At 69.3% G+C, this 17,930-nt stretch carries 17 protein-coding genes; 11 read left to right on the top strand and 6 right to left on the bottom strand.

Annotated features, from left to right (window positions below; all coding sequences use genetic code 11):
* The 4 genes from DM816_RS29765 to DM816_RS29750 form a co-directional block, all read left to right on the top strand.
* Window positions 1-1,013 (top strand): aminotransferase class V-fold PLP-dependent enzyme (locus DM816_RS29765; RefSeq protein ID WP_162907973.1); only part of this gene is annotated, 1,013 nt, incomplete at its 5' end.
* Window positions 1,014-1,280: 267 nt separating this feature from the next.
* On the top strand, window positions 1,281-3,767 hold the full coding sequence (locus tag DM816_RS29760; RefSeq protein WP_117213701.1) for a tetratricopeptide repeat protein: 2,487 nt from the start codon (window positions 1,281-1,283) through the stop codon (window positions 3,765-3,767).
* Window positions 3,757-5,112, top strand: coding sequence for a leucyl aminopeptidase (locus tag DM816_RS29755; protein WP_117213700.1), 1,356 nt, complete (start codon window positions 3,757-3,759; stop codon window positions 5,110-5,112). The genes DM816_RS29760 and DM816_RS29755 overlap by 11 nt, the downstream gene beginning before the upstream one ends.
* 111 nt (window positions 5,113-5,223) lie before the next feature.
* On the top strand, window positions 5,224-6,852 hold the full coding sequence (locus DM816_RS29750) for a hypothetical protein (protein ID WP_117213699.1): 1,629 nt from the start codon (window positions 5,224-5,226) through the stop codon (window positions 6,850-6,852).
* Here DM816_RS29750 and DM816_RS29745 read toward each other — a convergent pair.
* From DM816_RS29745 to DM816_RS29720, 6 genes are all read right to left on the bottom strand, one after another.
* Window positions 6,849-7,388 carry a hypothetical protein gene (locus tag DM816_RS29745; RefSeq protein WP_117213698.1) on the bottom strand — a complete coding sequence of 180 codons (540 nt, stop codon included), beginning with the start codon at window positions 7,386-7,388 and terminating at the stop codon, window positions 6,849-6,851. The two genes, DM816_RS29750 and DM816_RS29745, sit on opposite strands and share 4 nt — an antisense overlap.
* 186 nt (window positions 7,389-7,574) lie before the next feature.
* The gene (locus DM816_RS29740) at window positions 7,575-8,048 is read right to left on the bottom strand and encodes a hypothetical protein (protein ID WP_117213697.1); all 474 of its coding nucleotides are present in this window, start codon (window positions 8,046-8,048) and stop codon (window positions 7,575-7,577) included.
* Window positions 8,045-8,515, bottom strand: coding sequence for a hypothetical protein (locus tag DM816_RS29735; RefSeq protein ID WP_117213696.1), 471 nt, complete (start codon window positions 8,513-8,515; stop codon window positions 8,045-8,047). The genes DM816_RS29740 and DM816_RS29735 overlap by 4 nt, the downstream gene beginning before the upstream one ends.
* Entirely contained in the window at window positions 8,512-9,237 is a 726-nt protein-coding gene (locus DM816_RS29730) for a hypothetical protein (RefSeq protein ID WP_162907972.1), read from the bottom strand. Before DM816_RS29730 ends, DM816_RS29735 begins: the two co-directional genes overlap by 4 nt.
* Before the next feature lie 144 nt (window positions 9,238-9,381).
* Window positions 9,382-10,941: a thiamine pyrophosphate-binding protein gene (locus tag DM816_RS29725; RefSeq protein WP_117213694.1), complete on the bottom strand. Its 1,560-nt coding sequence runs from the start codon at window positions 10,939-10,941 to the stop codon at window positions 9,382-9,384.
* Complete coding sequence (locus DM816_RS29720; RefSeq protein WP_117213693.1) at window positions 10,941-11,708, bottom strand: cyclase family protein; 768 nt, start codon at window positions 11,706-11,708, stop codon at window positions 10,941-10,943. Before DM816_RS29720 ends, DM816_RS29725 begins: the two co-directional genes overlap by 1 nt.
* A 93-nt stretch (window positions 11,709-11,801) precedes the next feature.
* Here DM816_RS29720 and DM816_RS43015 point away from each other — a divergent pair, with 93 nt between their 5' ends.
* From DM816_RS43015 to DM816_RS29690, 7 genes are all read left to right on the top strand, one after another.
* Window positions 11,802-11,942 carry a hypothetical protein gene (locus DM816_RS43015; RefSeq protein ID WP_162907971.1) on the top strand — a complete coding sequence of 47 codons (141 nt, stop codon included), beginning with the start codon at window positions 11,802-11,804 and terminating at the stop codon, window positions 11,940-11,942.
* Between the two features lie 409 nt (window positions 11,943-12,351).
* Window positions 12,352-13,122, top strand: coding sequence for an alpha/beta hydrolase (locus DM816_RS29715; RefSeq protein ID WP_117213692.1), 771 nt, complete (start codon window positions 12,352-12,354; stop codon window positions 13,120-13,122).
* 349 nt (window positions 13,123-13,471) lie between these two features.
* Window positions 13,472-13,804 (top strand): type VII secretion target, encoded by a 333-nt coding sequence (locus DM816_RS29710; RefSeq protein WP_246002419.1) that lies wholly within the window; start codon window positions 13,472-13,474, stop codon window positions 13,802-13,804.
* Window positions 13,794-14,882 carry a WXG100 family type VII secretion target gene (locus DM816_RS29705; RefSeq protein WP_162907970.1) on the top strand — a complete coding sequence of 363 codons (1,089 nt, stop codon included), beginning with the start codon at window positions 13,794-13,796 and terminating at the stop codon, window positions 14,880-14,882. The genes DM816_RS29710 and DM816_RS29705 overlap by 11 nt, the downstream gene beginning before the upstream one ends.
* A gap of 32 nt (window positions 14,883-14,914) precedes the next feature.
* A complete protein-coding gene (locus tag DM816_RS29700; protein WP_162907969.1) occupies window positions 14,915-15,187 on the top strand; it encodes a hypothetical protein in 273 nt (90 codons plus the stop codon).
* A gap of 265 nt (window positions 15,188-15,452) precedes the next feature.
* Window positions 15,453-16,892, top strand: a complete 1,440-nt coding sequence (locus tag DM816_RS29695) for a serine hydrolase domain-containing protein (protein WP_117213689.1) — start codon at window positions 15,453-15,455, stop codon at window positions 16,890-16,892.
* Between the two features lie 12 nt (window positions 16,893-16,904).
* A partial coding sequence (locus DM816_RS29690) for a sensor histidine kinase (RefSeq protein ID WP_246002417.1) occupies window positions 16,905-17,930 on the top strand: 1,026 nt, incomplete at its 3' end.

Here is a 17,930-nt window from a genome sequence, read left to right as displayed (position 1 = left end):
CCGGCGGCGGTACCGAATATGGGAAGTTTTTCCAAGCTCGGGAGCGGGCACGGCGGGCCGCGGCCCGGCTGCTGGAGGCCCATGAGGACGAGATGGCGCTGGTGTCCAATACCAGCGAGGGCCTGCAGCTGGTCGCGGGTGGGCTGCGCTGGGCGCCCGGCGACGAGGTCGTGGTGTTCGAGCGCGACTTCCCGGCCAACGTGCAGCCGTGGCGGCGGCTCGCCGAGCTCGGTGTGCGGTGCAGGTTTGTCCCGATGCGCGACGGCGGCGGCTACGACCTGTCCGACCTGGCCGCCGCGATCGGCCCGGCGACCCGCCTGATCGCCGTGAGCCAGGTCAATTTCCTCACCGGTTTCCGGATCGATCTCGACGCCGTGTGCGCGCTCGCCCGTGAGGCCGACGCTCTGGTGTGCGTCGATGCCGTGCAAAGCCTTGGCGCGTTAGAACTTTCCGTGGCCCGCACACCGGTCGACTTCGTGGCGGCGGGCTGCCACAAGTGGCTGTGCGGACCGCCGGGCACCGGCGTGCTGTACTGCCGCCGGGAGCGGCTCGATCTGCTCGCGCGCGCCCCGCTCGGGTGGTTCGGCTACGACCGGTCGCAGGACGTGCTGGTGCGCGGCGAGGCCGGGCACTTCACCTACGACCTACCGCCCCGGCCGTCGGCCCGGCGCTTCGAGGGCGGCATGCCCAACATGCTGGGTTTCGTGGGCCTGGCCGAGGCGCTGGAGGAGATCGAGTCGGTGGGTGTCCCGGCGATCGCCGAGCGGGTGTCGAGCCTGACCCGGGCACTGCGCGAAGGCCTGCGCGAGCGCGGCCACACCGTGCTGGGGCCGGACGGTGACGCGGCCCGCTCCGGGATAGTGACCTTCGCGCATGTTCGCGCCAAGGAAATTTATGACCGCTTGACAACGGCGGGCTTCGCGCTCTCGTTTCCCGACGGCAGGCTGCGGCTGTCACCCCATTATTGGACATCGATGGATGAGATCGCCGCCTGCTTGGTTGAGATTTCATGAGTCTGATCGATGTATTGACATTGAATCGACGGGACGAATAATTCACGAGAAAAGTAAGTCGGCCTACCGCGAAGGAGACGCCTGTGGACAAGTACGAATCCTGGGAGATGCTGACCGACGAGGTCGAGATCACGACCGAGACAGCCGACTGCTGGACCTGCTTCCTCGACACCGGAGCGTAAGCGGTCATGTAGGTTCGCCGGGAGCCCCGTTGCGGCGTTTCGACGCGCAGCACGGGGCTCTCATGCTTGAAAGGATGGGTTTTTCGTGCACCGTTGGCAACGCAGCCACGGCCGCATCGGCGCCAACGCGCCCAGCTGGCTGACCTTCGAGGTGCATCGCCCGTATTTCGACGGCGACGACTCCCCGCTGACCGCCATCCAGTCGCGCGGGCCCCTGCTGGCGGCGCGACTGTTCGCCGCCCGCGACCCGATGACGCCCCGGTTCGGCATGCTCATGCCGGCCAGCTTCCGGCACCTGCTGACTGAGGAATCAAGACTTGTCGAGTACCGAGTGAGCTCTCCCGACCAGCTGGACCCCGAGCTCGCCTCGCCCGACTGGCAGATGATGGCCGACGCCTATCGCCGGGCAGACCGGCTGGACGGGGTCGACCGGGCCGGGCTCGCGCTGTGGCTGCTCGCGGTGTGCCTGCCCGAGGCGTTGCTGCGGCTGGTGCCCGACGACCTGGACGCCGGACTGTGCTCCGACCCGCTGCTGGCGACCGTCCAATGTGCACGCGCCAACGCCCTGCTGCAGAGCGGGAGCCCCGCGCAGACCGCGTTCGGGCGCGTGATCGCGGCGGCCGAGCCCAGCGTGGCGCAGGTGCAGGCCCTGTCCTCGTGGGGCTATTACCTGGCGCGGCACGCGTCCGACTGGTCGGCTGCGCGCGAGCACGCGCAGCGGGCGCAGCGCCTGCTCGACGAGCTCGATCTGCCCGTGTTCGACCGCGGCCTGCTGCAGGCGAGGCTGCTCGTGCGCGAGGTCATGCACGCCGACCGCGCCGGTGAGCTCGACCGAGCCTGGGAGCTGCTGGACCGGGCGCGCGCCACGGTGGAGTCGGTGCGGCAGGTGGACCCGGGCACGCCCGAGCAGCAGGAGCTCACGGCCGAGATGCTGCGCCGGATCATCGACCGGCGGGTGGAGATCGCGGTGAAGCGGGGCGACGCCGAGGCCGAGCAGGCGACCGTCCAGGAAGGACTGCAGCTGGACCCGTACTGCGTGAAGATGCGCATGCAGCAGGCCCAGGCCGCACAGCGCCGAGGCGACATCGAGGCCGCGCTGACCGCATATCTGACGGCCGCCCGGCTCGGTCCGCACGGGACAGCGTTCGCGTTGCTGGGCGCGGCCGAGTGCGCGCAACGCTTGGGGCGCAAGGAGTTTGCCCGGGTGCTCACCGAGCGGGCCTACCGCACCGCGCCACGTGCCGAGCAGACCCGCGCCGCGCTCGCCAAGACCTATGCCGATGAGCCGATCGCGTCGGTGTTCGCCAAGCCCACGGCCGGACACGAGGCCAACTGGCATTACCGGATGTATGGAGCATATTTCAACCTCGGCGCGTCCGGCTCGCCATGCCTCTACGCCGGCCTGCCCACGTTCGCGTTCGACTTCGCCGAAGCGGGCGGGCAGCCCAGGGTCGGGCCGCAGCGGGTCATGCCGCCCGCGTTCCGCACCAACCTGATCCGCGAGTCGGGCCTGTCCGAATTCGCCGCGACGCACCCGGCGCAGGTCCCCGAGCGGCTGCGCACGCCCAGGTGGGCGCGGTTGTGCGAGTGGGTCGACGGCTACCGCGACGCCGATCCGCACCGGCAATACCAGACCAGCCACGTGCTGTTCCGGCTGGGCTTCCGGGAGCTGCTGCTCGAACTGGCGCCCAGGCGGACGGTCGCGTCGCTGCGCGAGCCGATCGAGTTCTACCACCAGGCGTGGATCGACATGGCGCGCTACGCCGGATCGGTCGGCGGGCGCAATCCGGTACCCCCCAAAGATATTTTCGAAATGGTTGATCATCCAATGTGCCCGTTGCATCTCCGGTTGACCGGGGCCGTGGCGGGAGTCGTCTTCGCCGCGCGGGGCACCAAGTCGCTGCAGGACGCCACCCGATGGCGCGACCGGGCGCAGGAGTTCCTCGATACCGTGCTGGCCGACGACGGCTTCACCGAGTTCGAAAAGGTCATGCTGGAGAGCAGGTTCTACCGGGGTGTCGGGTTCGTGCCCTTCATGCGGGGAGACAAGGCGGGCACGGTCGAAGACATGCGGAGGGCCGAGGAACTGGCCAGGGCGGTGCCCGCGACCACCGAGTGGGAGGAGTTCCTCAAGCGGGAAAACCTCCACGCCTGCCTGGAAAGCCGGTCCAAGGAGGCGTTCGGGCTGCGTGACGTGCCGCTGGGGATCGAACGGACGCTGGAGTTCCTCTCGCTGGACCCCTACGATCCCAAGAGTCATATAGAGCTGGCCGAGGCGCTGTCCAAACAGGAGCGCTTCGCGGAGGCGGGCGAGTCCTACCTGCGGGCGGCGCGGCTGGGTCCACTCGGGACGGCGATCGGCTACGCCATGGCGGGCGAGTGTTTCTCGCGGGCGGGCGACGCCGTCGCCGCGGAGGACTGCTTCGTGCAGTCGCTGCGGATCGACCCCTACGCGATCTCGGCGGCGCGCGGCTGGCGCAGGGTCACCGGCGGCAGCCCGCTGGCGCACGAATATGCCGGACAGTTGGAGGAGTGGGGCGCGGCGATGAGGGAGCGGAAGATTGCGGCCTGAGATTCGGGTGCTCGGACAGACACCGCGAGACGTGGATGTGGTGGGGACGGTTGCGGCCGCACCGTGGGACGAGCCGGAGTTCCTTGCGGCCGTGGGGTTTTCCGGCAAGGCGGGCGAGACCGTGACACTGCCCGGCGCGCCGATGCGGGTCGTGGTCGGCGAGGGTGACGCGCGGCGCATGGGTGCGGCCTTTGCCCGCGCGGTCAAGCGGCACCGGTCGGCGGCGTTCGTCGTGCCCGACGGCTGCCCGGCGGGCACGTTTGCGGAGGCGTTCCTGCTTGCCTCGTACCGCTTCACCAAATACAAGAGCGCGGCCGAGGAACCGGCGCTGCAGCGGCTGGACCTCGTCACCTCCCAGGACGCGGCGGGTGTGCAGCGGGCCCGGGTGGTCGCGCAGGCGGTGGCGCTGGCCCGCGATCTGGTCAACGAGCCGGGCGGTGTGCTGACGCCCGACGCGTTCGCGCAGCGGGCGGTTGACGTGGCCGCAGCCGGTGGGCTGGCATGCGAGGTGTGGGACGAGGAGCGGATCGCCGGCGAACGGCTGGGCGGGTTGCTGGGCGTCGCGCGAGGCTCCACGCAGCCGCCCCGGTTGGTGCGGCTGGCATACCGGCCCGCCTCGCACGAGGCCACGATCGCCTTGGTGGGCAAGGGAATCACGTTCGACTCCGGCGGCCTGTCGATGAAGCCCACCAACTTCATGGTGGACATGAAGTACGACATGGCGGGTGCGGCGGCCGTGCTCGGCGCGATGTCGGTGCTGCGCGACCTGGCCTGCCCGACGGCCGCGACGGCATGGCTGCCGTTGACCGACAACATGTCCGGCGGCGACGCCACCCGGCTGGGCGACGTGCTGCGCACCCGCAACGGCATCACCATCGAGGTGCGCAACGCCGACGCGGAGGGCCGGCTGATTCTGGCGGATGCGCTGGCCCTGGCGGCCGAGGAGGCACCGGATTCCATTGTGGACATTGCGACGCTGACCGACGCGGTGCCCATGGTGATCGGGCGGCGCTACGGCGGGCTGGCGGGCAACGATGAGGCGTGGGTGGCGCGGGTGCGCGCGGCCGCCGAGCGGGCGGGCGAACTCGTGTGGCAGATGCCGCTGGATGGGGTGGAGCGCAAGATGCTCGACTCGAAGGTGGCCGACGTCGTCAACGCGACCGGCCAGCGATACGGGCAATCGGCGGTGGCCGCGCTGTTCCTCAAGGAGTTCGTGCCCGACGGGCTGCCGTGGGCGCATCTGGACATCGCCGGGCCCGCGTTCGCCGACGAGGACGACGGCGAGTGGACCGCGGGCGGCACGGGTTACGGCGTGCGCACGCTGATCGAGCTGCTGTCCCGCTGACGCGTAGCATCTGGTACGTGAGGTGCCGCGCTGGTCAGGGCGAAGCTTGCGGATGACCGGCAGTCATTAATGCGACACTGATCAATTTGATGCGCATGTATGTTCTCGTGAATGAGAACACCCTCACGCGTAGCCGTCGGCACCACGCTCACGCTGATCGCCGGCCTGCTCTCGGTCGTGAACTCCCCCACCGCGCTGGCCGCACGCCAGCGCACCGAGGTCATCAAGGCCGACTTCGGCGTATCCGAGCCGCTGACCGCGCTCGCGAACCGCCCGCAGCCGACCGAGCCGTTCAGCGTCGAGATCCCGGAGCGAGACGGCGCGCCCGTGCCCGACAGCGGCTTCACCGGCGACGTGTCCGGCGTGCAAAACGCCGACGCGCCAACGATCGCCGCCATCCCACCCGCCACGAGTTTCGACGGCCTGTCCGGCACGGCCAAGCCGCCGGACCCGGTCGGCGACGTCGGGCCCAACCACTACGTCGAAATGGTCAACACCCGTGTCGGCATCTACACCAAGGCCGGGGCCAACCTGCTCAACGTGACCATCGGCTCGATCTTCACCGGCCTGCCCGGCACGCACAACTGCGAGGGCAACCACGGCGACCCGATCGTGCTGCACGACCAGCTGGCCAACCGGTGGCTGCTCACCCAGTTCACCGCGAGCTCGCCCTACTTCCTGTGCGTCGCGGTGTCGCAGACGGCCAACCCGACCGGCGCGTACTGGCTCTACGCCTTCTCCACGGGCACGAACTTCCCCGACTATCCGAAGTTCGGCGTGTGGTCGGGCGGATATCTGGCGTCCACCAAGGAATTCGCGAACGGCACCTCGTTCGCCGGTGTCGGCACCTATGCGCTGGAGCGCTCGCAGATGCTGGTGGGCGGGGCGGCCAAGGCGCTCAAGGTGTTGCTCACCACCGCCGGTGGCGCGTGGCAGCCCGGCGACGGCCTGCTGCCCGCCGACCTTGACGGCACGACGCTTCCACCCAACGCCAATCTGTCCTACTTCATCGGCACCATGGACAACGGCGCCGGCACGGGCGCCCCGATGGACGGCGTCAACGTGTTCTGGTTCAGGTGGAACTTCGCGACCAACGCGGTCTCCCTGACCCTGCGCAGTTCGTTGGCGATCTCCGCGATCGACACCATCTATCCGTGCTCCCCCGGCAGCAGGGACTGCCTGGAACAGATGGGCACCACGCAAAAGCTTGATATTTTGTCGTACCGGCAACGGCCCATGCACCGGGCCGCCTATCGCAACTTCGGCACGCACGAGTCCATCGTCACCAACCAGAGCGCCGAGTTCGTGTTTTCCGGGACCAGCCGGGCGGGCTTGCGCTGGTATGAACTGCGCGGCCTCGGCACGACGCCGACCCTTGCACAGCAAGGATCCTACGCTGCCAGCAGCGCCGCCGCCGTCCACCGCTGGATGGGCAGCATGGCTCAGGACAGGGCCGGCAACATGGCCATCGGCTACAGCATCAGCAGCGCGACCATGTTCCCGGGCATCCGCTACACCGGCCGCCTGGCCACCGATCCCCTCAACACACTCCCGCAGGGCGAGGGTGTCATCATCAACGGGACCGGGGCGCAGACCGGCAGCGCACGCTGGGGCGACTACACGTCGATGAACATCGACCCGGTCGACGACTGCACGTATTGGTACGTCAACCAGTACTACGCCGCCACCGGCGGCACCTGGCGCACCCGCATCGGGCACTTCAGATTCCCCACCTGCTAACCACCACCGGCACGGGTCAGCGCAACCGCCAGGGCCAGCGCGGTCAGGGCGGTGATGGCCGACAGGGCCCGGCGGGCCTGGAACAGGCGGGCGTCCCAGCCGCGCGGTTCCGGGCTCGCGCCCCGGGTCACGGTCATCGCGGCCCGGCCGAGTCCGAAGCCGATGCCCGCGACGAGCCCGACCAGCGGGGAGCCGGTGAGGATGAGGCCGATGGCCACGATGTGCGGGACTCCGCTCGGCATGAACGTGCGCACACCGGTACCCATCTCAAATCCAAATTGGAGCGGACCGGAGTGCGAGCCGGAGGTGATGATTTCCTGAGGTACGGCCCTGGCGTTCTGCGGCAGCGGCAGGCGTTTGCCCAGCAGTTCGGCCCCGGCGATGACCGCGGCGGCCAGCAGCCAGGCGCCGAACGAGAGCCAGCGCGGCAGCAGCGCGCCGAGCAGCGTGCCGGCGATGCCCAGCAACAGGCCCATGACGGCGCCACCGAGGATGAGTCCGCCGAGGAAGTAGCGGCGAGCGGGCCCTCGCCACACGGACGAGGTCAGCAGATCTGCTGAGTTGATGCTTCAAACACTTCCTGATATCGAGTACCCTGCGGCGGCCGCAAGCACGAGCCACCACGCGGCGGTGACGACTCCCGCCGCGGGAAGCGGCGCCAAAGCGATCGCGACGACGGCCATGCCAACGGCCGGCAGGAGCGGGTGGTGTCGCATGGGCGCTCAGCGTCGATAGGCGGGATAGCTGCAGATCAGGAAGGTGTAGCTGCCGCCGCTGAGCGCGGCGCGGTGACCGTCCGCGCAGCGGTAGCCGACCCTGCCCACGTCCCAGATCCAGGCATTCCTGCCCGCGCAGGCGGTGATCGGATACCACCGCCAACCGTTGATGACCCCGTTGAGGAACCAGCCGTCGCCGCCGCAGTAATTCTGGCTATACGGTGCGCCGACGCAGAGAATGTTGTCGTATGCGTAGCCGGCGCAGTTGCCATGCTCGCTGCCCACGGCCGCCTCGGCCCGGCGGCCACCCGGCGTGACCCAGCCCAGCGCGGTGACCCCGAGGGTCATGCCGAGCGCGGCCACGGACCGGATCACCGTGCGGCGGTTGACGGCGGCGTCGGCCAGCGCACGGATCCGGCTCGGCTCGGCGCTTGCCGGCTCCGTGTCGGCGGACGGGATCGCCTCCCATGTAACGTTCATGATGCTCCTCCGAGTAGTTTTTCAAGGTGTTTGGCCGAGCCCACGATCTGGCGCTCGCGCAGGACCCCGGCCGGGTCGAAGCGCAGCAGCATCGGCGTGGTCTGGATGTGCAGGCTGTCCCATAGCGCGCGGTCGACGACCACGCCGACCGCAGCCGCCTCGGGCCAGTCGGTGACCTCGTCGACGGCGGTGACGATCCGCCGGTCGGGGCCGGCGGCCGGTTGGGCGAACGCGCCGACCGCGATCCGGCAGCTTGCGCACGCCGGGTCCACCGCGAGGGCATACGTGCCCTCCTCATTGGACGTTGCCAGCGCCGGCGCGGTCACCTTCCCCGACGCGGCGAGGTCGCCGGTGCGCACGCCCGCCTGCAACTCCCGCACATCGCGCAGCAGCGCCGCGTACGCGAACACGAGCAGCAGGAGGACCATCCACGCCAGGACGATGAGCGCCTGCCAAACCGCCGTCACGCGTCCGCCTTCAGCGGCACATCACGGTATTCGGCCAGCATGCCCACCGCAGCGTCGGCCACACTCGGGTCGGCCTCGTCGTCGGGTCCAATCTCGACCACCGCGGTCGGCGTGCCGAGCAGGAGCCTGCGGCCGGTGCCGGACGCGTCCTGCTGCTGCCAGAGTTCGCCGCCCGAGGCGGTGCCGAGCCCGCGCCATGTGGGCAGCATCTGGGCGTGATGGAGCAGGTGGAACACGCCGACGTGCATCAGGCCCTCGATCCAGGTGAACATGGCCAGCCTGCGGGTGCGCAGACCGTGCCCGATCCGGGGCCGGACCACCAGCCCGTCCGCGCTGTCGGACAGGTGCAGCAGCCGCAGCAGCTGCTCGACCTGCTGCACGTCGATGTCGTGATTGCGTAGGTAGTAGTACAGCTCGTTGTGGCCGCCGGTCCACGAGACCGCCGCGAGGCCGCCCTTGGTCTGCACGACCTCGACGTCGCCACCGGCGTGCCGGAAGGAGTAGCGCGCGGCGGGCTCTCCCATGTCGGACACGGCGTCCGCGCACGAGCCTGGTGATCCGGTGTGCATCCGCATGTCCAGGCCGTTCGCGGCGGAGCCGGTGAGCCAGAACATGCTTGCCCAGGGGCGGGCCCGATGGTTGCCGGGCACCTCGATGCGCACCGTTCCACCGACCGGCGTCAACGCCGTGGCCACAGTTGTCGCGCTATGCGGTGAATTCATACATCGAAACTAAGCACAGGAGCCTTTCACCGACCTGCCGCACGGCTGTCGTGCGACTGTCGGCCCCCTTTCCGGTTGATCTCGAACTAACGTCCATGTTCGACAGCGTGTCGCGGCAATGACTTCATGGTCGACAACGCTCGGTCAGTGGCCTTTGAACGCCTCCTCCAGCCACCAGGAGCCGCGCTGCGCGCCGACCTTCGCGTCGATGACCAGCGCACGATCGCGCGGGGTTGCATAGGCGTCCAAATCGGACCGCGCCCGAACGGTGATGGCGTCGCAGCCGAAGCCGCGCGCGATGGCGGCGATATCGCTGTCGGGGAAGGTCACGGTGTCCAGCGGGTGCCCGTGCGGGCCGAAGTGGTGCACCTCCGCGCCGAACGCCGCATCGTTGTAGACCACGATGACCATGGGGAGGCCCAGCCTGGTCACGGTCGTGAGCTCGGCCACCGACATGAGGAAGCCGCCGTCGCCGAGCGCCGCGACGGCCAGCCTGTCCGGGCGGGCCAGCGCCGCACCGATCGCGCCGGCAAGACCCAGGCCAACCGATTGAAAGGCCTGGGTGAAGCAGAATCCGCTGACATCGGGGATTTCCATGAACATTGCTGGGTACCCCATAAAGTTCCCGGAATCGACGACCACGGTGCGTTCGGCCGGAAGCAGGTCGTCCAGGGCGATGGTGAGGGTGCGCGGGTCGATCCGGCCGGGGCCGCCCTCATCCAGATAGGACACATCGCGCCAGCGCACGCTCCCCAGGGGAGCGGTGCGCCAGCCGTCGGACTTTTCCACGGCCTCGCATACGGCGTCGGCCACGGCCCGGACCGTGCCCACGACGCCGACATCGATCGGGCGGTTGGCGCCCAGGGCCGACTCGTCGTGGTCGACCTGCACGACTGTCGCATGTGGAGAGATGAGCCGGCCGTGCCGCGTGGTCCACATGTTGAGCGTGCAGCCCCACGCCACGACCAGGTCGGCCTGCGCGATGAGCTTCGCCGTGGCCGGTGAAGCGAAACCGCCCGACACGTCCACGTTCCACGGATCGCCCTGGAACAGGCCCTTGGCTGCGGCCGATGTCGCGAGCAGCGCGCCGCACCGGTCGGCGAGGCGGATCAGGGGATCTCGGTCGCGCACCGCTCCCCTGCCCGCGATGAACACGGGCCGCCTGGCCCGGTTCAGTTTCTCGACCAGTTCGGCGACGTCGGGCTTTTCCGGTCGTCGGGCGGGCGGCTCCCTGCTCGCGACATCGGCCGGTAGGGACTGCGCGTCGAGCGGGAGCCCTAACACGACCGTGTGGTTGCGATTGAGCGCGGTGAGCACGTCCTGGGTCTTCGTGACGCGTTGGTATGACGCGCCGACGGAGGTCGCGAGCCGTTCGAGGTCGAGGTGAAAATTGGACCTCGGTGCGGTCGCCTCGGGCGCGAGCACGAGCAGCGGCGTGCGGCTCTTGGCCGCCTCGGTGATCCCGGTCAGCGCGTTGGTCACGCCCGGCCCTTGGTGCACGGAAAGCACGGCCGGCCGCCCGGAGACGCGGGCGAAGGCGTCGGCCATGGTCGCGGCCCCACCCTCGTGGGCCGAGGGCACAAACCGGGCGCCCGCCGCGACCATCGCATTGGTCACGTGGAAGTTGCCACTGCCGACCAAGCCGAACACGTGGTCCACGCCGGCTTGGACGAGCGTGCGGCCGACGGCCTCCGCGAGCAGCATCAGCGTCTTTCGACGAGGGCGAGCACGCGGCACGGGCTGCCGGAGCCGCCGACGATCGGCAGCGGGGCCGCGATCACGACCGCCCCGGTCGGCGGGAGCTCGCCCAGGTTGCGCAGTTGGGTAAGCCCATATTTGTTGCTGCCCAACAGGAACGTGTGGCACGGGAACGCCGGGTCGAACGAGTGGGCCGCGCCCGCGTCGGTGCCCACCGTCTCGACGCCCACGCCAATCACGGGCGCCTCCTCGGCGATCCACTTCGCGCACTCGACCGAGATGCCGGGCGAGCGACCGCCGTTGATGAACGCGTCGGCGTCGGAAGACCTTGCGTCCCAACCCGTCCGGTACAGCAGCCAGCCACCTTTGGGAAGCGGGCCGTGCTGGGCCTCCCACTGCCGGACATGATCGATTTCGAGCAGGAAGTCGGGGTCCTTGGCCGCCTCCGCCGAAAAGTCCAGCACCGCCGCGGGCGCGAGCAGCTTGCGCGGCGCGACCTGCGACACGTCCTCGGCGTCGGGCCCGCCCGTGACCCAGTGAACCGGGGCGTCAAAATGGGTGCCGGTGTGCTCCCCCGTGGTGATGTTATTCCAGTACCAGGCCGGGCCGCGGTCGTCGTAGCGGCTGATCTCGCTGAGGGCGAACGGCCACGTCTGGCCGAACTGCTCCGGCAGCGTGAGGATCGGGGTCTGCTCGGACAGCGGGGCGGTCAGATCGACCACCTCGATCGAACCACCCGAGACGGCGGCGACAAGATCGGACAGCAGTGTCATGGCTACGACGCTAGGTCTCGCGTTGGCGCCGGTCAACGGCAGGTAATCATGGTGTGGACGAAACTGTCGGTGGGTCGGCGTAGCGTGTGCGGCATGCCTACGCGATCACGGATCATGTTGGTGGGATTGACGCTAGGCCTGATCGTGGTCCTGATTGGACCCGTTCCGGCGCACGCGGCCGGGTCGTCGCTGACCTGGCAGCCGTGCCCCAGTGAGCCGGGCAGCCGGCGCTGACCGAGCAATACGACATCGTCGGGTTCGACCCCCGGTTCGTCGGCGCCTCGACGCCGGTCACGTGCGGGCTCACCGGCGACGACATCACGCTGCTGCGCTGGCCGGGGCCGGGCGGGTTCGAGGCCGACGTGACGCGGGTGCGGGCGGTGGCGCAGTCGTGCCGGGAGCACGCCGGGTGGGCGATTCCCTTTGCCACGACTGAAGACGCGGCCCGCGACATGGACCTGATCCGTGCGGCCATGGGCGAGCGGCGGATGTCCTATGTGGATATTCATATGGCACGACGCTCGGGCGGGCATACCTGGCGCTGTTCCCGCACCGGGCCGACCGGTTCGTCCTCGACAGCAACACCCACCCGACCCGCACCGGGCGGGACAACTATCGCGGGTTCGGGCCCCACTTCGAGCGGATGCTGTGGCAGTTCAGCGACTTCGCGGCGGGCGAGTATGGGTTGGGCGGCGATGCGCGCTCGGTGCGGGCGGCTTTCGATGCTCTCCTCGCGCGGGCGGCGCGGGCGCCGATCCCGTCCGGCGACCTGACGTTCAGCCTGACCGACATCCGTGAGATCACGTTCCGGCTGCTGTATGCGGAAAACAGGTTCGACTGGCTGGGCCGGTTCCTGGCGGCGCTGCAGGCCGAGCAGCCGCTGCCGCCCGACATCGCTTTCCTGGCCAACGTGCGCGGGTGGGAGTCCCCGCCACCCGGACCGGCCGACAACTCGGTGGCGGCCTTCTTCCTGATTGCCTGCTCCGATGACGTGTGGCCGCGCGATCCCGCGCGCTACCAGCGGGAGCTCGCGGTGGACAGCCGGCGCTACCCGTTCGTGGGCCCCGCGTTCGCCAACATCTGGGCCTGCGCCTTCTGGCCGCGGGTCCACCACACACCGTCCACTGTGGACGGCAGTCGGGTGCCCGTGTTGCTCATCAACTCCACCGGCGATCCGTCCACGCCCTACGACGGCGCGCTGGCGACCCGGCGCATGATGCCCAACTCGCGCCTGATCACCGTGCCGGTCAGCCACCACGCGGTGCTCGGCGAATATCCCAGCCCATGCGTCGAGCAGGCCGCCATCGCCTACCTCATCGACGGCGAACTGCGCGATCTGTTCTGCCCCGCCACCGCCACGCCGCTCCGGGCCGGCACACCGACACCACCCCGCCTCGGCCTCCCGCCACTCTGAGCCGGCACGCCATCGCAGACGCACACATCACACGCGCGGCAGCACCCCGGCCCGGCGGCGCGACTCCCACGAACCGCGCCGCCGCCTCCCCTCGCATCGCACGAACGCCCTTCCGCCGCGACCGCCGCTTCCGACGTGCCGATTGGCCAACGTTCCGCATTCATTACTATACTTAGTGAATGATGTGCGGCTGGCAGGCGTCGATTCAGCGACGCGCCGAGCTGGCTCACGTCTTGTCAGAGCGGCTGCAGGCCTTGATGGGCAACGGTCGCGACCATGATGGCGATTGCGCCGCTAACGCCATCGTCGACTCATACGCCAAATGCCAAACGCCTGATAAGGCACGGCTATGACCCCACCGGACGACGGCATGGCGGTTGTCGCGGCCGACCTTGTCTCGCAGGCGAGGCGGGTCAGCGTCGCGGCCGACGAGATCGGCACGGCCAGGCAGGCGGGCGACCGCGTACGGCTGAACGGGGACGCCTATGGCCAGCTCTGCGCCGTGGTGCCGTTGCTCATCGACGGCCTCCAGCAGCTACTGGCCGACGCCCTTAACGTCGCCGAGACCTCACTGCGGGACACCGACGAGCGGCTGCGCCAGGCCGCGCGGTCCCATGAGGACGCCGACGCACACCGTGAGCAGGTCAACGTGCAGCTCCGGGATGCGCGCCATGAGCGCTAACCCTATGGTCGCCGCCCGCCAGGAAGGTCCGAAAGACCCGTGGGCGGGCGTCTGGCTGGCCGAGGACATCGCGCTGATCCACCAGGGCGTCAAGAATGGTAACTGGGTTGATGGCACACTCGGCGGCGTCAGTGCGGGGCTCGACACTCTGGCGTTGGCCGTCGATCCGGCGGGAGTGCTGCTGCAGTACGGAATCTCCTGGCCGATCGAGTACGTCAAGCCGCTCTCGGATGCGCTGGACTGGCTCGCCGGAGATCCCGCCCAGATCACCGCACACGCTCAAACCTGGCGCAACGTCGCTCACGGCATCCAAGGAACGGTGGATGAGCTGGCCGGGGCGACCACACAGAACCTGGCGGTGTGGCAAGGCAGCGCGGCCGACGCCTACCGGTCCTGGACCGCAGAGCAGCACCAGGCGATCACGTCGTTGGCGAAGGCGGCCGAGGCGATGGCTGCCATCACTGAAGGCGCTGCCGCGCTTGTCGCGGCCGTGCGCATGCTCGTGCGCGACGCCATCGCCACCGTCGTGTCACGCCTCATAGTCTATGCGGCGGAAGAACTCTTCACGCTGGGCGCCGCCACGCCGATGGTGGCCAAACAGGCCACCGCCTTGGTCGCCGCATGGGCGGCGAAGATCGCGCGCTGGCTCAAGGCGTTACTGGCGAGCTTCCGCAGGCTAAAGCCGGTCTTCGATCGGCTGGGCGAAATCATCCGCGACCTGAAGGAAAACCTCAACCGCCTGAATCGAAAGGAATCGGGTCCATCACCGTCCGGTCCGACGCCGCCGCCGCCGCAGAAGATCGGCGGGCCGGCGCATTTCGACCCGGAGGAATTGCGCGGGCTGCCCGCGGACCAGGTGCGAGCGATGATTCCCGACGATTGGATAAGAAGGCCGTCGGCTGACGGCGGTGGAGAGGCCTTTGTAGACCCCGTCAACCGAGGTCGTCAGATAAGGATCATGCCGGGCTACCCGCCCGACACAAGGGCTGATCCAATGACTTGGGGCCCGTACGCGGTAGTGTCCCAAAACGGGCAAACAGTAAAAGTCCCTCTAGCCGGAAATCCGACGTTGCCATGAGCGAGAATCGCGTTGACTGGTTGGTCCAAGAGGTGAGCGACCTCTTGGACGTCTCGGCTGTGGGCTTGTACGAATTCATGTGGCTGCTCAACAAACCGGAGCTGCAGCTCGGGGCCGAGGAGCGCGAGTCATGCGCGCGAATGGCGCTGGAGAGGCTGTTGGCCGACCCCCGAGTACGTCTGGTCAAGCTGCGCTGGCCACAGCCCGACATCCTTGAAGAGCTGACGTTGAATGAGTTGCCGGAACCTCGCTGGGCCGAGCCGGCAGAGGACGGCACCTATTTCGCGCTCCACAGGGCGCAATAAACGAGTGACCCGCTACGCACGCACGCGCGGCCTGCCGCGGTCGGGGCGGAGCCTTGTCGAAGGTGTGCCAGAGGTCGTGGAGGTGGGTCGGGTCGCAGCACGAACGGACGCGCCCCACGACCGTCGTGATTGGAGCCGGCCGGTGCAGCGGCCCGGCGACTGTCGTCGAGCTCCCCGAGCGCGACAGGATGCCTGACGAAAGTAAGGGGTCAAGTCCTGACTTTCGGGTCGTGTCCGGCGGGCCCGCTGCCAATACGGTTTTCCCATGCATAGCAAGCTTTTCCGCGCGGCCCTGATCGTGCTGGCGGCGATGGGCCCGACCCCGGCACAGGCCGCCGACAACGCCGAGCTCGACCGGCATGTGACCGACTACATGGGCAGGGCCGGTTATCCCGGGGTGGCCATCGCCGTCACCCACGGGGACAGGGTCGTGGTCACGGCCGGATATGGGCGCGACTCGACCGGTGCGCCCATGACGGCGCAGACGCCGATGCCGGTCGCCTCGGTGAGCAAGTCGTTCACGGCGTTGGCCGTGATGCAGCTCGTGGAGGCGGGCAAGATCGTGCTGGATGAGCCCGTGCGGACATACCTGCCCGACTTTGAGATCGCCGATCCGCGGGGCGCCCGCATCACGGCGCGGCAGCTGCTCAACCACACCTCCGGCATCACCGACCGCACGCTGCCCGAAAAGAGCCTGCCACAACCGGAGTCGCTCGCCGGTGCGCTGCGGCGGGCGCGGGCCGCGACTCTGGCCGCCGATCCCGGCGCCGAACACCACTACACCAACACCAACTATCACCTCGCCGCCCGGCTGGTCGAAGTCGTTGCGGGGCAACCATTTGGCGACTATCTGCGCGATCGCGTGCTTGCCCCGCTCGGCATGCGGGCCAGCCGCACGGCCGATAGCGCACCCGTCACCGGGCTTGCCAAGGGCCACATCTACGCCTACGGCGCATCGATCCCGACCACCGAACCAGACCGCTTCCTCAGCGGTTCCGATGACCTGATCACCACGGCCGAGGACATGGCCCACTGGCTGATCATGCACAGCGGCGATGGTCAGGCTGCCAACGGGACGCGATTAGTGAGCCAGGAGAGTCTTCGGCTGATGCACGCCTCCACCGACCCACGCTGGGACTACGGCCTCGGCTGGGCGACCGACGAGCACGGCCGCCCCGGGCACAGCGGGATTTGGTTCACCTACACGGCATACCAGAGGCTGCTGCCGTCCGGGCATGGGATCGCCGTCATGGCCAACAGCGGCATCGGCCTGGGCAACGAAGGCCCGGCCCAGTTTGTCGACAACATCGCCCGCATCGTCGAGGGCAGCGGCACGCCGGACCGGCCCGCGCCCCTGCGCCTCATCATCGATCTCGTGCTCGGCGCCCTGACCATCGCGAGCCTGGGGCTCGGCATCCGCACGATCCGCCGCGCTCCCCTGTGGGCGCAGCGGCTGGCCGGGCGTCCAATGTGGATGATCGGGTTGCGGCTGCTCCCCCGCTTCATCCCGCTCGCGCTGCTTCTGCTCCTTCCGTTCCTGCTCGGCGAGCTGGTGGGCGGCGGGCGCGACATGACCCAGTGGCAGTTGCTGCACTACTCGGTGCCGCTGATGGTCTGGTCGGGCGTTGCCACGCTGATGGGACTGTCCGTCGTGGCCACCCGCGTCACCGCACTGGTCCGCCTGCGCCGGGTGACAACCGGGTAGGGTATGACGATCATGGTGGGGACGCGTGTGTTGCCCGTCTGGGCGGTGGTGATGGCCGGCGTGCTGCTGGCCGTCATCGCCGCGTCCTACGGGGAGACCGCGTGGTGGGCCTGGGCCGCCGCGCTCGGCCTGAGCTTGGCGGCCCTCCTCAGTCTTATCCGGTACCGGATAATTGCCTTGCTGATCGCGACGGCGCTCAGCCTCGGCGCGGGGCTTGCCATGACGCAAGCCGTTCCGCCCTGGAGCATCGCCGTTTGTGGCATCGCGGCGGTGGTGAGCACGGTGGCCGGCCGACGGATGCCACAGGCCCTACCGGCCATCGCCGTCTTCGCGGCCGGCATCGCGGGCGCAGCCGCGCTGACCGCAGTGGACGGATACGCCTGGATCAACGGGCTGATCACGCTCGCGCTCGGGGTCGTGATCCCCTGGCTCGGCGGGCGATACCTTCGCCAGCAGGTGGAGCTCGCCGACGCCCAGGCGGAGCAGGCCCGGATACGGGAACGCGCCCGGATCGCGCACGACATGCACGACTCGATCGGCCACGAGCTCAGCCTGCTCGCGTTGCGCGCCGCCGCGCTGGAGCTCGACCCGGCACTGCCACCCGGGCAACGGGTCGCAGCGGGCGAACTACGCGCGGGCGCGGCGGCGGTGATCGCCCGGCTGGCCGACATCGTGAGCGTGATGCGGCGCGGCGAGCCCGCTCCCCTGGAGCCGAGCATCGGCGGCATCGCCGACCTGGTGGGCCAATCGCAAGACGCGGGCATGGAGGTGCTGCTCATCTTGGATGGCCTGACCGACCTGCCGTCCACAGTGGACCGTGCGGTGCATCGCGTCGTGCAGGAGGGCCTGACCAACGCCGCCAAACACGCGCCGGGTGCCAGGGTCGAGGTCCGCGTGCGGCAGGGCCCCGATGCCACGACGGTTACCGTGAGCAGCGGGCCGGCGCGGTTCACGCCGCGCGCCGCAGCGGGCGCCCGGACCGGGCTCATCGCGCTGCGGGAGCGGGTCGAGGCGGCCGGCGGGACGCTGCGCGCCGGG

It is taken from the genome of Allorhizocola rhizosphaerae (assembly GCF_003426775.1).
Lineage (GTDB): Bacteria > Actinomycetota > Actinomycetes > Mycobacteriales > Micromonosporaceae > Allorhizocola > Allorhizocola rhizosphaerae.
Note: the sequence above shows the minus strand (reverse complement) of the source record. Positions and strands in the feature narration are given on the sequence as shown.